Origin of the sequence: Paenibacillus whitsoniae, from assembly GCF_003955665.1 — a bacterium.
Taxonomy (GTDB): Bacteria; Bacillota; Bacilli; order Paenibacillales; family NBRC-103111; genus Paenibacillus_E; species Paenibacillus_E whitsoniae.
Genome location: NZ_RXHU01000004.1, coordinates 29420 through 43623 on the forward strand (window position 1 = coordinate 29420; position 14204 = coordinate 43623).

Below are 14204 nucleotides of genomic sequence, written 5' to 3' on the forward strand. Positions count from 1 at the left end.
TATGTATACATTTATTATCGTTGACGATGAAGCGCTGATCCGGCGCGGGATGCTGAAAAAAATACAAGCGGTCCTTCCGGAGGAGACATTGACGTTTGTCGGGGAAGCCGATAATGGCGAATCCGGACTTGAATTGATCAAGCAGGCAGATCCGGACATCGTCATAACCGATATGAGAATGCCGGAAATGGACGGGAAATCTTTTCTCAAGCTGCTGCAGCAGGAATACCCTGATAAAAAAATCATCGTTGTGAGCGGCTACTCGGATTTTGAGTATATGAAAGAAGCGATCTCCGCTAAGGTGGTCGGCTATTTGTTAAAACCGTTCAGCAAAGAAGAAATCAGCGAAACGCTCAAGAAGGCCGTTCAAATCATCGAAGCTGAGCGTTCAACACAGCGAAGAATGGCATACAGCGAAATTGAGAAAGAAGAGATCAGCTATCATGCTGATCTTCAGACGTTAAGCCATTGGATCATGGGCCTTCAGCATAAGGATAAAGCTCCTGTCCTACGCTCGATTAAGCTGCAAGCGCTGTCCGAGGCAGATCAATATGTGCTGCTGACCCTTTATACGTCTGAAAAAACAGTTCTGAAGCCCGACTTGCTTCAACAATGCGATGGCGTGAACGTTCCCAGTACGCAAAATGATCAAATCAGCTTCCTACTTTTGTATCGCTTAGATCGAGACCGCGATCTACAGAAGCTGGCCCTGAGCACCGCAAATCTCATACTGAAAAACACCTCACCATCCTGCGCGTGCATCGGAATCAGCAGTGGGAAGGCATCCTTAACGCAGCTGTCCGAGGCTTTCGAAGAAACCGTAGGGACAATGAACGAAAGAACTATCGCGTTCGACAGCCCCCGAATCGCCGTCTATCAAGGCGACCTTCAGCCAGCTCCTACTTTCACATGGGACAAGCTGGACGAGCTGCTGTTTTTCCTGGAGTCGGGGAACGCATCTAAAGTCATCGAATGGACAGAGAAGTTGTTCGATCATTTCTATTCGGATCCCGGTACTACGCTCGGACAAGTAAAGAGTACCTGCAAGCATCTGATCCATGAGGTAAGAGATATTTTGAACCGCTACTATGACAACGGCAGCAGCCCAACGTCCTCATCCAGCTTTGAAGCCGTTTTGGCCGCATCCTTCGACGTCCAGTCCATTCGAACATACTTGCTCCAAGTGCTTCCGAATCTGGCTGATATGCTCGATGAGCGCAGTGTATACACGGCGGAACACGTGGTCGAGAATATAAAGCTCTATATTGAAAATCACTTCAACAAGGAATTAACACTTGAAAAGATCTCCTCCCTCTTCTTTATGAATCCAAGCTACTGCAGCTACTTATTTAAAGAGAAGACCGGCATCAACTTTATCGACTATGTTAATAAAACCCGGATTGAGAAAGCGAAAGCGATGCTCAAGGGCAGCGATGCCAAAGTGTACAAGATTGCCAAGGATCTGGGATATGACAATGCCAAATATTTTTTCCGTGTATTTAAAAAAGTAACAGGGCAAACGCCGGAGGAATATCGGCAATCGATCCTGGAATAGAAAAACGACTAACTTTCCCAAGTGGCATGGGGGTTAGTCGTTTTCATTTGGACCATTATTCCAGGAAATATTTCCGAATAAAGTAGGTGGGCGTGCAGCTCCAAGCATGGCAATAGCTGTTGATCAGGTTGCTGCCGTATGGGGAAAGCCGTTTATCCGAAGGGTTGTACAGTTCCCAGAAACAATCCGCTCCATCCTTGACCATCTCGCCCCAGTAGGCCCTCATCTGCTCCAAAGCCATATCTTTCAGGCCGCTCAAGATCAATGCTTCAATGAGATGATGGTACATGTAAGGTGTGGTCATCCCGATGGCCGGAGGGTTACGGAATAAACTCCGAAGCAGCTCTGCATGACTTGCCGTATCCAGTACTTCAGCTAACACCATCCAGACCTGTGAAGCCCAGGAAACTTGTCGTTCCGCACCGCTAATGAATACTTTTTGCTCTGCATCCCACAGATGAGTAACAGCTGCTGCCGATGCCAGCTTGATCGTCACATCGATCCAAGCTGCTACTTCGTCTTGTTGCAGCTTCCTGGCCAGCCTCTCACCGCGCTTCAGCGCATAGATCAGAACTGCTTGTGCTGACGCTTGCTTATTGAGATCGTCATGCCAGTCGATAAAGCACCACCACGTCGTATCATCTCTCACGATTCCCCGTTCATCCAGCCGATCAGCGGCTAGCTTGAGTTGGTCCAAGGCAATCTGCCATAAGTCCTTAAGGGTATCCCAATCCCCCGTTGCTTCAAAGTAATCGTACAACGTAGCAACGAAGAATAGCGAATAGTCATATAAAAGCGTATCGTCAGCAAGCGGATGCGGCTTCTCGAACACGCAAGCACTGACCTCGCCGTTCTTAAGCGTCATCCCGCCGAACAGATACAAGCATCGTTTGACCAAATCTGCGTTTTGGAACGTCAGATAGTTCGCCTGCGCTTGCAGCCTCAGGTCCCCGATCCACAGCCGGCGGTCCCTCTTGGGACCATCCTCGAACACAGTCTGCATGCAGTCCTGCAGCGTCTTGATCGCGATGTTGTCCATGACCCGCAAATCCTCAGCAAGACAGGCCGGAAGCGGCTTAATGACGGAGGCATCCCCTGAAGTCACCGCAGTCACATGAATATCCGGGAAGGCAATGCTATATTTTCTCGACGTATCGAGCACTTCAATTTTCAAGTATCGAAAGCAATACCGCCGCGGAAGACGGATTTGTGCTGGCAGCACATCGACATTGATGATTTCGTCCTGTAGCCAGGAACGGCTGAGCCATCCTTGATAATCGTCGAAGGACTCTCCGATTTCACAAGGCATTTCGCCGAAAGTCAGTTTCAAACGCAACGGCGCATCCGGCGGGCTGCCTACCGGCATCAACGACAGATTCAAATACCCGACTTGATGATCGCCAAAATCGAGAACAAAGCTGTCATTCTTGACAAAAGTCCGATGCAGCAAGTTTTCTACGGTGTCTACCGTCTTCACGCTCCAACCCTGAAAGGCATCTTGCTCCGGAACCATCTCCACAAGCTGTACGGGGTAAACCTTGGTAGTGCTTAATTCCGGTGTTAATGTTTGTGCGATTTCAATTAGCTTCAAATTATTCGGCATCTCGATCACCCTTTAACTGCACCAACAGTCATACCGCCGATGAAGAACTTTTGTAAGAACGCAAAGATAACAAGCAGAGGGAGTGCGCACAAGAAACAAGCAGCGAACAGTACGTTCCACGCCGTAGGATTCGTCTGATCCCCCATGAAGCCCAGCATTGCCAGCGGCAGAGGTGACTGCGCGGCCTTCGAGATAAAGATCATATTGAAGAAATAGTCGTTCCAGATCCACACGCCTTGCGTGATGATAACGGACACTGTGACTGGAAGCAGCAGCGGGAATACAATTTGCCAGAAGCGGCGCAGCAGCCCCGCTCCATCGATGAGTGCAGATTCCTCTACCTCGACCGGTACGCTGGATTTGATGAACCCCGTGTACAAGAAGGAGGAGAACGGTATACTGCACGTAATAAACATGAGGATTGGCGTGTACTGCGAGCTTGGAATATGAAGCCCTTGAATCGTTTGTACAATTGGAATAATGACCATTTGACTCGGGATGACAAGACCGGACAAAAAGAAAATATAAAGAAATTTGCTGATTCGGTTATTCATACGAGCAACTGGATAGGCAGCCATAGCCGTAAAAATAACAACAATGATAACGGAAGTCGCTGTTAATACCAAGCTGTTCGTTAGCGCCTGCATAAAGTGCATTTTCGTGAAAGCCGCCTTGTAGCTCTCCAGTGTAAACTCATTGAAGAGCAGCAGCGGGTTGGTCATATTCTTGATCGAACGGAACGAGCTCGACAAGGCAATAATCAATGGCAGCAGGTTGATAATTAGAAGCGCGGAGACCAGCACATGAGTGACGGATTGCTTGGCCAGTTTCATGCCGATACCTCCCTCTTATTGAGCTTAAGGACAAAGTAAGTCGTGATCATGATAATGACGGCGAAGGAAATGACGGCAAGCGCCGATGCTTTGCCGAATTGCTGCTCTTTGAATGCGATATTGAAAATATCGACAAGCAGCGTCGTCGTTGCCCGTCCCGGACCGCCATTGGTCATAATGAACGGGTAGTCGAAGGCTTTGAGGCCGTTGATGATGCTTAACGTGAAATTAATCGTAATCGCGGTAGCCAGCATCGGCAGGCGAATCAATCTCGTAATTTGCCAGGAGCTCGCGCCATCCATTTTGCCTGCTTCAATCATATCTTGCGGAACTGTCTGAAGCCCGGCCAAGAAGATCACAGTACTCGTACCGATATGTTTCCAAATCTCTACGGTCGTAATGGCGTATAAAGCGGAGTTATAGGATCCAAGCAAATTCAAATCGCTGCCGTTAAGGTGGAACCAGTTCAGAACGGTGGCTAACAAGCCGCTTTCCGGCATGTAAACGTAGCTCCAGATGAAGCCTACAACAATCGCGCTAAATAAAGTTGGAATATATGCTGCTGTACGATAAAAGCCAGTGGCTCGTATTTTCATATTTAGAAGAAACGCTAGACCAAGGGATACCAGGTTGCTGAAAATAACGAATACGACGGTATAAATCAAGGTATTGGCTAACGAAGACCCCGCTATGCCATCTTTAAACAGCTGCTTGAAATTATCAAATCCGATGTAGGTATAGCTTTGAACAAATCCGTTATAATCCGTAACGCTATACTGGAAGAGCTTGAGGATCGGGACGATCCAGAATACCAGGTAAAAAGCCAACGCGGGGACAACGAACCAATACATCGTTTTCTTCATGACGGCTGAGTTCATGTGGGTGATTCCTTTCTCACTAATAATTAGGGGGAATCTGATTGGCGATTCCCCCTGGGCAAGATTTACTTTTTCCAAAGCTCGTTAAACTTGTCTTGCATCGCCTTCGTCACATCTTCTGGCGTCGTATTTCTTCCGCCGATGATCTCGCCAAATTTGGACTGCAGCACATCAGCTACACCATTCGGCCACATCACGTTAGCAAAGTAGATGGAATTGCCTGTTTTCTGATAATCCGTATAGGAATCTTTATAGAGGTCATTCGTCAAAGGCACACCGTTGAAGGCGCTAATCGAAGGGTTGTTCTTCACCCAAGCATCGAACAGATCGGATTTTGTATCAAACCAGTAGTTCAACACTTGCTTCACAGCATCCATGTTTTTGGTCTTCGCGTTAACAGCCCAGCCTGCTGCAGTGGAAACAGCTTGCCATGTTGGTTGACCCTTCTCATTTCCCGGCAGTGGGAAGAAACCGCGTTGGAAATCTACCGCACCTTTCGCCGTCATCGTTGGGAAATCCCAAGTGCCGTCGAACGCCATAGCCGCTTTGCCGTCAACGAACATTTGTGTTGCTTGCGCTCCCCCGAGACCAAGCGTGTTTTTTGCGATATAGCCTTTGGCATAGAGCTCTTTATACATCGAAACGGCTTTCACCCATTTCGGATCTGTCAACTGTTTTTCACCGGCTTGCAGCTTCGTATCAAAATCCTTCTCACCCGAGTACACCGTATTCGCAGCCAATTGGTACATACCAAATTGAATCCACCACGGGTCCTTGTCGCCCATTACAATTGGCGTGATTCCCGCATCTTTCAGCTTCTGACAATCGGCCAGGAAGGTATCCCAGTCCCTTGGAACTTCTGTGATGCCGGCTTTCGCGAACAAATCTTTGTTGTAGTAAGTACCCAAAATATCGATACCTTTGGCCACGCCGTAGATTTTGCCGTTAGCAGACATATCTTCCTTTGCACCGGTGCTGATGTTGCTCATGAACGGCAGGTCAGACAGATCCGCCAGATAACCTGCTTTGGCTAGATCGATCACCGCTGCAGCCGAGCCCATTCTAGGCCAAACGCGGAAAAAGTCAGGCGCTTCGCCGGCTGCAAGCTTGGTTTTAATCGATGTTTTATATTGATCGTCAGGGAGTTTCTGCACTTCGAGCGTGATGTTCGGGAACTTCTCATGCACCATCTTAGGCAGAATGTCCAGCTCGAAATCCTGGCCGTCCGCCGCTTTATTCCCCGATACAACCATCGTCAAAGTAACGTTCGAACCGGATTTCGCATCCTTGCCGCCAGCGCTAGCTGATGTGTTGGACGCATTGTTTGAAGCGCTGCCGCAGCCGCTGAGCAAGACGAGAACCGAAGTTATTGCTGCCGTACCGGTTAGAATTGTCTTTATTTTCTTCAAATGAACCATTCCCCTTTTGTTAAAATGATGATCTTTCTTGTCTCTAATCATAATGGGGTTATGAGTATATTTACTTTAGCAATTAAAGTGCACTATTTTTAGATTAAGATACTTTATTTCTTATAAAAAGATAAAAAAGACAGCCTCGACTTTTGTCGAAGCTGCCTTTCTTTCGTACAGATCCTAGATCGCAATCGGCGCTTTAATCCCCGGGTGATAGGTGTATCCTTCAAACACGAAGTCTTCAAATTGATAATCGAAAATCGAGTCCGGCTTGCGCTGAATCGTCAACTTCGGCAGCGGGTAAGGCTCTCTGGTCAACTGCAGCTCCACTTGCTCCAGGTGGTTCAGATAAATATGCACGTCGCCGCCTGTCCAGATCAGATCGCCGACTTCGAGATCGCACTGCTGCGCCACCATATGTGTGAGCAGCGCATAGGAGGCGAGGTTGAAAGGGAGCCCCAGGAATGTGTCCACGGACCTCATCTGAAACATACAGCTCAGCTTGCCGTCCGCCACATAGAACTGAAAAGCATAATGGCAAGGCGGCAACGCCATGTTATCTACTTCAGCCGGGTTCCAGGCGCTGACAAGATGACGGCGGGAATCCGGATTTCGCTTGATCTGCTCGATCAATTTCGCGATCTGGTCAATGACCTCGCCGTTCGGACCTTGCCAAGTCCGCCATTGGGCGCCATATACCCGGCCGAGGTTGCCTTCTTCGTCCGCCCACTCATCCCAGATCGTCACGCCGTTGTCGAGCAAATATTTCACGTTCGTGCTTCCGCTGATGAACCACAGCAGCTCGTGTACGATGGATTTGATGTGCAGTCTTTTGGTTGTCAGCAGCGGAAAGCCTTCTTGCAGGTTGATCCGCATTTGCCGGCCGAAAACAGAAGTTGTGCCTGTGCCGGTCCGGTCTTCTTTACGAACTCCATGATCCATTACGTCACGGAGAAGATCTAGGTACGCTTTCATGGTTCACCTCATACATTTTTTCGCCGCGGGGCCTATCTCTGCATTATATAACGAATCTCTTATTTTCACTATGATTTCATGGGTATTGCCATAAAAAACAAGCAGGAGCCGCTTAATCCTCGGCTCCTGTTTCATTCTTCACGGATGCTTTGCGGGGACTGCTTTCCGGTAAGTTAACAACTCGGATACAGTAACGAACCGATAGCCTCTCTTCTCCAATTCGGGCAAAATCCGCTTCAACGCCTCGATCGTTTGAGTACGCCCCTCCACATAATCGTGGAACAATACGATGTCGCCGTTTCTCGAATTGTTTAAAACTTTATTGACAATTTTATCGACCCCTGGCGTGCTCCAATCCTTCGTATCCAAATGCCAAGACCACATAATCATCTTGTAACCTTCTTGTTTGACAATACTGACTAAGCTTTCGTTATAAAATCCGCCAGGCGGCCGAAATAATTGACATCGAATCCCCGCTACGTTGTAGATGACGTCTTCGGCTTTTTTAATTTCCGTTTTCATATTCGTTCGTTTGGAAAGGTAAGCATGGCTATATGTATGATTGGCGATCTCATGTCCTTCGCTTACTTCTCGTTTCAGCACGTCAGGATACAGGTTGATCTTATTCCCCACTACAAAAAAAGTCGCTTTCGCATGATATTGCTTGAGCAAATCCAGGATCTCGGGGGTATACCTTGGGTGTGGGCCATCATCGAAAGTTAAGGCGATCACTTTCTCATCAGTACTGATTTCCCATACGACCTCCCCGCGTGTTTCATAATAAGATCTGTCCTTGGGAGAAGCGGCATAACCAACGGACTGAAAGAGTAAAAAGAGTAAAGAAAAGGTGACTATCTTGCGCATTGTTGCCTCCTAATGTCAGTACTTTTGTAAACCTTAGGATGCACCAATTCATGGATTTAACTCATACTTTAGAAAGTGTTCACACTTGTGGAAGATTCGACAATACCTCCCCTTTTCCACCCGTAGACAAGCCACCAGGGAAAATTCATAATGATAGATGAATGTCCACTTATTCCCAAGGAGTGATTGTCTGCCATGTCCAAAAAGATCCTGCTTCTAACCGGCGATGCTGCCGAAGTGCTGGAAATCTATTACCCTTACTTCCGTGTATTAGAGGAAGGGTACGATGCGGTCATTGCTTCACCTACGAAAAAAGTGCTTCGCACCGTCGTTCACGATTTCGTGGAGGACTGGGAAACGTATACGGAAAAACCGGCGCACCAGCTCCCTTCGCATATCGCGTTTGCGGATGTGGACCCGAGCGAGTATACGGGTCTGATCATTCCCGGCGGCCGCGCGCCGGAATACATTCGCGGAAGCGAAGATGTGCCGCGCATTCTTCGCCATTTCATTGAGGCAGACAAGCCGATCGGCGCGATCTGCCACGGGGCGCAGGTCTTTGCCGCGCTCAAAGACAGCCGCGTCTTCGAAGGCCGCACGATGACGGCCTACAACGCATGCCGCCTGGACGTCGAGTCCCTCGGCGCAACTTACACAACGGACACGCTGCACGTGGACGGCAAGCTTGTGAGCGGACACGCATGGCCGGATCTGCCGGGCTTCATGCGTGAGTTTTTGAAGCTGCTGGCGTAGAAGACGCCGGCAGAACGGACGAAAGGCTGCCCCGAGAGGCAGCCTTCTTCATTGATAAATGTGCAGCAAATCCTCTTCCGTTTCCTGCAAATGGCGCGCCATCGCTTCCCTCGCATCCGCTTCAACCTGATTTCGGATTGCCTGCAAAATCGCGTAATGCGCGCGCATCACCCGCTCCATATTCTCCATCCCGCGAAAAGAAAGCACTCGACTCTCGTACAGGTAGTCCGACAGCGAGTTCAACACCATCTCAAGCGCCGGCTGCTTCGCTGCGGCCACAATCGCCCTGTGAAAGTCGACATCCGCGTTCGCGTAGCCTTTCTCTTCACTGTAGTGTTTCTCCATAATTGTCAGGCATTCCTGCATGCGGGCGAGATCCGCCTCGGTAGCCCGCTTCGCCGCAAGCCCGGCGGCTTCAACCTCGAGCAGCTTGCGCACCTCATGCACATCGAAGACAGAGATATGGTTTCTTTTAAAAGCAATCATCACCGACTCCGCCATTTTGTCATGGGACGGCGGGCGAATCGTAATGCGTTTGCCGTGCTGAACGTCCAAAATGCCGCGGGAAACCAGAATTTGCGTCGCTTCGCGAATGACCGTGCGGCTGACGCCGAACGACTCGCTCAGCTGGTTTTGCGATGGAAACGGCTCCTCGGGACTGATTTTGCCTTCCAAAATCGCATCCATAATATATTGCGCCGTCGTTTCCGATAGCGAGGCGGAAGTGAGACGCGTCGCGTTCACTTTGGAGCCGTCAAACGCTTTTGTCATACGCGCCCTCCTCTACTGATCCTCAAGCTCGGCCACAACCTGGCATGGCCCACTGTCGACGCCCGCCACAAGCAAAGGTAGCGCTGTCACCTTGCGCAGCCGGTCAGCCGCAACCCCATCAAACGTCAAATCTTCGATGATGACCATCGGAACCTTCCGTTCAGGATTCAGAAGCTGCAAATGCGCTCGATGCCCCTCTTCCTTCAGCATGTAGCAGGACAGCGACAGCCAGTCCAGAGCAACGCCCTTTAGCTTAGGGCATTCCTCGGCCAAGTAGCGGCAGGCTTCCTCGCTCACACCCGGTCCGCGTTCCGAATAACCTTGCGGATCGACCGTGCGCTTCTCTGAGAAGCCGCTGCGAATCAGCAAAAGATCGGCCTGCTTGAGCTCCGTTTCGTAAGCGCGCAGTTCATCGGCAGTCACGAGCTCGCCGTAGGATTTGGGGATGTCCAAGAGCAGCGGGCGATCGTAGACGAAGGCGTCAATGGCCATGTCCGATAGGGTAAGACCATTATCATAGACATGCTTTTGGGAATCCATATGGGAGCCGAAGTGGTTAAACAGCGTGATGCGATACTCGTTGCAGATATCCCCCTTCGGAATGGAGGAGTATTGTGAAAACTCTACTTTCGGATTGCCGGGCCAAACCGGGTCCTTCGCATCGAGCAAATAGGACAAACGTTGATAGACTGGCATGACAGCACCTCTTTTTTAGGATATATGGTTATCATATATAATCTTATATTACATGTAAATCCCTGGAAGGGTGTCGGCCACATTCTTGCTCTCTTTCTCGTAATCGGAAGCATTCACAGACTTCTCACGTGTGGAAGGGCTGCCCCGCAGGGCAGCCCTCTTTACGTAACGCTTACTCCGCCACCATGCGGTTCGTCAGCGTGCCGAGCTTTTCAATTTCAACGGTGACGACGTCTCCATCCTTCAAATACACCTGCTTCTCCGGCGGATAGCCAAGCACAACGCCTTCCGGCGTCCCCGTCAGGACGATGTCCCCCGGCTCCAGCGTCATGTGCTGTGACAGGTACGAGATGATCTCATCACAGTGGAAAATCATATCCGACGTGTTCGATTTTTGCCGCTCTTCGCCGTTGACCAGTGTCCGAATCGTCAAATCGTTCGGATTGCCTACCTCATCTGCCGTTACGAGATACGGCCCGATCGGCGCGAACTTGTCGCAGGTTTTGCCAAGCAGCCACTGCGACGTGCGCATTTGCAGATCGCGCGCTGACAAATCGTTCGCGTTGCAGTAGCCGAACACGTAGTCCAGCGCTTCCTGGCGGCTGACGTACTTCGCCTTGCGGCCGATGACGATGGCGAGCTCCGCTTCGTAATCGACCTTCTCCGACGTGCGCGGCAGCGGCACGTCTTCGCCATGCGCAGCAAGTGCGTTGCTGAACTTGTTGAACAGAATCGGCGATTGCGGGATCGGCGCATTCGTCTCTTCCGCGTGGCGGCGGTAGTTCAAGCCGACGCAAATGATTTTGCCCGGCGCCGTGACGCAGGGGCCGAGGGTGAGCTGCGCTTCCTCCAGCAGATAGGAAGCGTGGTCTTGCCCCGGCGCCAGCGCACGGTCGGCGAGCGCCTGCAAAGCGAGGAGCGCGGGAGCGCCGCCCTCCAAAAGCTGCTGCACCGTAACCGGCGTCGCCGGATCGGCCGCTATCTTCGCGAACGCTGCTAGCACGTCGATGATACCTTGCTCTTTTGCCACACCCAGCCGGTACGTTCCTTGCCATTCAAACGTTACAATTTTCATGTGCGGTTCCACTCCTGTTCCTATTTCACGATAAGTTCCTTCAGCACACTCTCAATGATGTCCAGCGTGTTCTCTATGTCCGCATCCGTATGGCTGTACGAGATATGATTGCGTTTAATATTCATCGGCATCTTGAAAATCCCTTTATCGATCAACTTTCTCCGATACGCCACATACAGCTCGGCATCGTTCTGCTGCAGCTCCGCATAATGCTTCGGTTCCGTCTCCATAAAATACGTCGTCCACACCGAGCCGAAGCCCGCGACGTAGGCTTTGATGCCAAGCCGCTCGTGGATCGTACGGATGCCGGAACGCATTTTCTCCCCTAAGCGGAAAATGTGCTCATGCACCGGCTCGTTCTCCATCAGCTCGAGCGTCGCAATCGAGGCGGCCGTGCCGACCGCATGCCCGTTGTACGTGCCGGCGAACCAGACATCGCCGCCCGGATACGTATTGAAGCGCTGCATATATTCGCGCTTGCCCGCCACCGCGGCGATCGGGTAGCCGTTCGCCATCGCTTTGCCCATCGTGGTCAGGTCCGGCGTCACGCCGGCGACTTTTTGGAATCCGCCGATGCTGTGACGGAAGCCGGTAATCACCTCATCGAAGATGAGCAGGGCACCGTACTTCGTGCACAGCTCGCGCAGCCCTTCGAGGAAGCCCGGCTGCGGCATAATGCAGCCAATGTTGTGCGGGATCGGCTCCACGATCAATGACGCGATCTGCCCCGGATTCTCCTTGAACGTCCGTTCCACGTCGTCCAAGTCGTTATAGGTGCAGATCAAGGTATTGTCGATCGCTTCGTCCATCATGCCCGCGGAGCCCGGATCGCGCTTGCCGATCATATCCCAGGCGCTCAGCATGTTGCGGGCGACGTAGTCGTGCCAGCCGTGGTAGCAGCCCTGGAACTTGATCAGCTTCGCACGGCCGGTGATCGCGCGTGTTAATCGGATCGCGTGGTACGTCGCCTCCGAGCCGGAGTTACAGAACAGCACCTGCTCCGCCGAGGGGACGTGCTGACAGATTTTGCGGGAAAGCTCCACTTCCAGATCGGTACAGCCGACGCCGTACAAATCCGTCCGCTCGATCGCTTCAATGACCTTGCGGTTCACATAGGGATGGCTGTGTCCTAGAATAATAGGGCCGAATGCGGCCTGATAGTCGATGTATTTTTTACCTTCGGCATCGTAAATGTAGGCGCCTTCCCCTTTCGTAAACACCTTCATTGGGTTCACGTTGCGGATTGACGTATGCACGCCGCCCGGCGCGTATCGTTTGGACTCTTCGTAGAGCTCTATGTTTTTAGACATGGAAATACCTCCTTAGGATTCACAATGTTAGGTTAACCCGAGAATGTCCGGCGTGTTGCGGTGAATAATGTCTTCAATGATGTGCTCGGGAATGCGCGGCAAATTTGTGCCTTCCACCAAATGATTGATGTTCCGGGTCGCGTCAATCATCCCCTGCGTGGTGAAGAACGGGAAGTCGGAGCCGAACAGGATTTTATGCGTAACACCGTACTCCATCGCCGACACAAGCGCATTGTAAAACTGCCACGGCCGCGAGCCGAGCGCGGATAAATCCATGTACATGTTGACGTTTTTGCGGACGACGGAAATGCATTCATCCACCCAGGGATGGCCCATGTGGGCGATAATCATTTTGAGCTGCGGAAACGCCCGTGCAATCGGATCTAGATTAGCCGGACGCGAGGCGTCGAGGTAGCCTTCCGGCACGAACGATGTCCCTTGATGCCACAGAATCGGCAGGTTCAGCTCCGCGGCTTTGGCGTATAGTTCGAAATGCTGTTGGTCGGTCGGGTAAAAGTTTTGATAGATCGGGCCCAGCTTCAAGCCTTGCAGCCCATATTCCTTGATCGCTTCCTCCAGCAGCCGCGCGGCGTTCGGGCGATTCGGGTCGACGCTGGCGAAGCCGAACAATCTGCCCGGCGCGGTGGCGACATACTCGGCGACCGTTTGGTTCGGGACGGCGATACCGGTCGCCGGCGCATCGAAGGCGAGCACGATCGCCCCGTCGAACGGGCGAATATTCGCCTCGTGCTGTGCCTCCGTTGCGATAATGTCCATGTGCTCGCCCCAACTGCGCTTCACGGCTGCACGGAACGGCCCGCTCGTCTGACCGGGCAGAAATAAATGCGTATGGCAGTCAAAAATCATCGTAGGTCCCGCCTTTCATGGAGTGTCATGCCGTTTACAGGCATGGGGAAAGAACCCCTTGCTGATCGCGATTTACTGAGGAATCGCGGTCGCGCGAGGCTGATGCTTGTTGTATGCGTCATTGTGCAGATAATTGAGTTTTCTCATACACAGCAAGGTGGCGGCGTAGTCGAGGCATTGGTTTGACCACCGCCATGAATTGCGAAGCAACGTGCTTCCTACGATTCGCTCTCGCTGGGAAAGGGCTGATTGGTCGCAGCTGAGCTTCTAGAGTTGGGATCGAGGGTCAAAGCCTGCAAAAAAGCAGGAATTCCCCTCTTCCCCCGCATGATTTTAAGAAATTCCTGCGATTTGGCAGGCATTTCCGGCGAAAACTCGGATCTGGAGCCGATCCGGCCCAAAAAGCTGCGTTTTCGCAGGCATTTTGCTGAAAACGGCAATTTGGCGGGAAATTCCTGCATTTTTGCAGGAATCGTCCTGCTGACGTCGATGATGGGGACGCGTGCTACAAGCGTTGGCTTGAAGCCTGAGCACATGGCTTGAGTGCGGGCAGCAGTTTGCACTGCCCGCGTTGGCTTGGCCCGAGGCTAGGGCAGTCCTTGTAAGTTTGCG

14 protein-coding genes are annotated in these 14204 nt (G+C 51.4%); 3 read left to right on the forward strand and 11 right to left on the reverse strand.

Features of this window, described 5'->3' with window-relative positions; all coding sequences use genetic code 11:
• The first annotated feature begins 1 nt into the window (after position 1).
• Positions 2 to 1555, forward strand: a complete 1554-nt coding sequence (locus tag EJQ19_RS00625) for a response regulator transcription factor (protein WP_126139276.1) — start codon at positions 2 to 4, stop codon at positions 1553 to 1555.
• Positions 1556 to 1610: 55 nt separating this feature from the next.
• Here EJQ19_RS00625 and EJQ19_RS00630 read toward each other — a convergent pair whose 3' ends face one another.
• From EJQ19_RS00630 to EJQ19_RS00655, 6 genes are all read right to left on the reverse strand, one after another.
• Positions 1611 to 3158 (reverse strand): alpha-L-rhamnosidase-related protein, encoded by a 1548-nt coding sequence (locus tag EJQ19_RS00630; protein ID WP_126139277.1) that lies wholly within the window; start codon positions 3156 to 3158, stop codon positions 1611 to 1613.
• Positions 3159 to 3163: 5 nt separating this feature from the next.
• The gene (locus EJQ19_RS00635; protein ID WP_126139278.1) at positions 3164 to 3991 is read right to left on the reverse strand and encodes a carbohydrate ABC transporter permease; all 828 of its coding nucleotides are present in this window, start codon (positions 3989 to 3991) and stop codon (positions 3164 to 3166) included.
• Positions 3988 to 4869, reverse strand: coding sequence for a carbohydrate ABC transporter permease (locus EJQ19_RS00640; RefSeq protein WP_126139279.1), 882 nt, complete (start codon positions 4867 to 4869; stop codon positions 3988 to 3990). Before EJQ19_RS00640 ends, EJQ19_RS00635 begins: the two co-directional genes overlap by 4 nt.
• 65 nt (positions 4870 to 4934) lie before the next feature.
• Positions 4935 to 6278 carry an ABC transporter substrate-binding protein gene (locus EJQ19_RS00645; RefSeq protein WP_241242666.1) on the reverse strand — a complete coding sequence of 448 codons (1344 nt, stop codon included), beginning with the start codon at positions 6276 to 6278 and terminating at the stop codon, positions 4935 to 4937.
• 183 nt (positions 6279 to 6461) lie between these two features.
• Complete coding sequence (gene thyA, locus EJQ19_RS00650) at positions 6462 to 7256, reverse strand: thymidylate synthase (protein WP_126139281.1); 795 nt, start codon at positions 7254 to 7256, stop codon at positions 6462 to 6464.
• Between the two features lie 138 nt (positions 7257 to 7394).
• Complete coding sequence (locus tag EJQ19_RS00655; RefSeq protein ID WP_126139282.1) at positions 7395 to 8120, reverse strand: polysaccharide deacetylase family protein; 726 nt, start codon at positions 8118 to 8120, stop codon at positions 7395 to 7397.
• A gap of 195 nt (positions 8121 to 8315) precedes the next feature.
• On the opposite strand from EJQ19_RS00655, the gene EJQ19_RS00660 reads away from it, so the two are divergent.
• Positions 8316 to 8873: a DJ-1/PfpI family protein gene (locus tag EJQ19_RS00660; protein WP_126139283.1), complete on the forward strand. Its 558-nt coding sequence runs from the start codon at positions 8316 to 8318 to the stop codon at positions 8871 to 8873.
• Positions 8874 to 8921: 48 nt separating this feature from the next.
• Here the strand turns inward: EJQ19_RS00660 and EJQ19_RS00665 are convergent, their stop codons facing one another.
• The 5 genes from EJQ19_RS00665 to EJQ19_RS00685 all read right to left on the reverse strand — a co-directional run bounded on the left by EJQ19_RS00665 (position 8922) and on the right by EJQ19_RS00685 (position 13592).
• Positions 8922 to 9644 carry a FadR/GntR family transcriptional regulator gene (locus EJQ19_RS00665; protein ID WP_126139284.1) on the reverse strand — a complete coding sequence of 241 codons (723 nt, stop codon included), beginning with the start codon at positions 9642 to 9644 and terminating at the stop codon, positions 8922 to 8924.
• Between the two features lie 12 nt (positions 9645 to 9656).
• Positions 9657 to 10340, reverse strand: coding sequence for a cyclase family protein (locus tag EJQ19_RS00670; protein ID WP_126139285.1), 684 nt, complete (start codon positions 10338 to 10340; stop codon positions 9657 to 9659).
• Positions 10341 to 10512: 172 nt separating this feature from the next.
• Positions 10513 to 11415, reverse strand: a complete 903-nt coding sequence (locus EJQ19_RS00675; RefSeq protein ID WP_126139286.1) for a fumarylacetoacetate hydrolase family protein — start codon at positions 11413 to 11415, stop codon at positions 10513 to 10515.
• A 20-nt stretch (positions 11416 to 11435) separates the two neighbouring features.
• Positions 11436 to 12725 carry an aspartate aminotransferase family protein gene (locus EJQ19_RS00680; RefSeq protein WP_126139287.1) on the reverse strand — a complete coding sequence of 430 codons (1290 nt, stop codon included), beginning with the start codon at positions 12723 to 12725 and terminating at the stop codon, positions 11436 to 11438.
• 27 nt (positions 12726 to 12752) lie between these two features.
• Positions 12753 to 13592, reverse strand: a complete 840-nt coding sequence (locus tag EJQ19_RS00685; RefSeq protein ID WP_126139288.1) for an amidohydrolase family protein — start codon at positions 13590 to 13592, stop codon at positions 12753 to 12755.
• Between the two features lie 351 nt (positions 13593 to 13943).
• On the opposite strand from EJQ19_RS00685, the gene EJQ19_RS00690 reads away from it, so the two are divergent.
• Positions 13944 to 14135, forward strand: coding sequence for a hypothetical protein (locus EJQ19_RS00690; protein ID WP_126139289.1), 192 nt, complete (start codon positions 13944 to 13946; stop codon positions 14133 to 14135).
• The last annotated feature ends 69 nt before the right edge of the window (positions 14136 to 14204 follow it).

What these genes read in the sequence shown, in the direction of transcription:
- EJQ19_RS00625 (WP_126139276.1), top strand. Translation starts at nt 2, where the DNA reads ATGTATACATTTATTATCGTTGACGATGAAGCGCTGATCCGGCGCGGG.
- EJQ19_RS00630 (WP_126139277.1), bottom strand. Translation starts at nt 3,158, where the DNA reads ATGCCGAATAATTTGAAGCTAATTGAAATCGCACAAACATTAACACCG.
- EJQ19_RS00635 (WP_126139278.1), bottom strand. Translation starts at nt 3,991, where the DNA reads ATGAAACTGGCCAAGCAATCCGTCACTCATGTGCTGGTCTCCGCGCTT.
- EJQ19_RS00640 (WP_126139279.1), bottom strand. Translation starts at nt 4,869, where the DNA reads ATGAACTCAGCCGTCATGAAGAAAACGATGTATTGGTTCGTTGTCCCC.
- thyA (WP_126139281.1), bottom strand. Translation starts at nt 7,256, where the DNA reads ATGAAAGCGTACCTAGATCTTCTCCGTGACGTAATGGATCATGGAGTT.
- EJQ19_RS00655 (WP_126139282.1), bottom strand. Translation starts at nt 8,120, where the DNA reads ATGCGCAAGATAGTCACCTTTTCTTTACTCTTTTTACTCTTTCAGTCC.
- EJQ19_RS00660 (WP_126139283.1), top strand. Translation starts at nt 8,316, where the DNA reads ATGTCCAAAAAGATCCTGCTTCTAACCGGCGATGCTGCCGAAGTGCTG.
- EJQ19_RS00665 (WP_126139284.1), bottom strand. Translation starts at nt 9,644, where the DNA reads ATGACAAAAGCGTTTGACGGCTCCAAAGTGAACGCGACGCGTCTCACT.
- EJQ19_RS00670 (WP_126139285.1), bottom strand. Translation starts at nt 10,340, where the DNA reads ATGCCAGTCTATCAACGTTTGTCCTATTTGCTCGATGCGAAGGACCCG.
- EJQ19_RS00675 (WP_126139286.1), bottom strand. Translation starts at nt 11,415, where the DNA reads ATGAAAATTGTAACGTTTGAATGGCAAGGAACGTACCGGCTGGGTGTG.
- EJQ19_RS00680 (WP_126139287.1), bottom strand. Translation starts at nt 12,725, where the DNA reads ATGTCTAAAAACATAGAGCTCTACGAAGAGTCCAAACGATACGCGCCG.
- EJQ19_RS00685 (WP_126139288.1), bottom strand. Translation starts at nt 13,592, where the DNA reads ATGATTTTTGACTGCCATACGCATTTATTTCTGCCCGGTCAGACGAGC.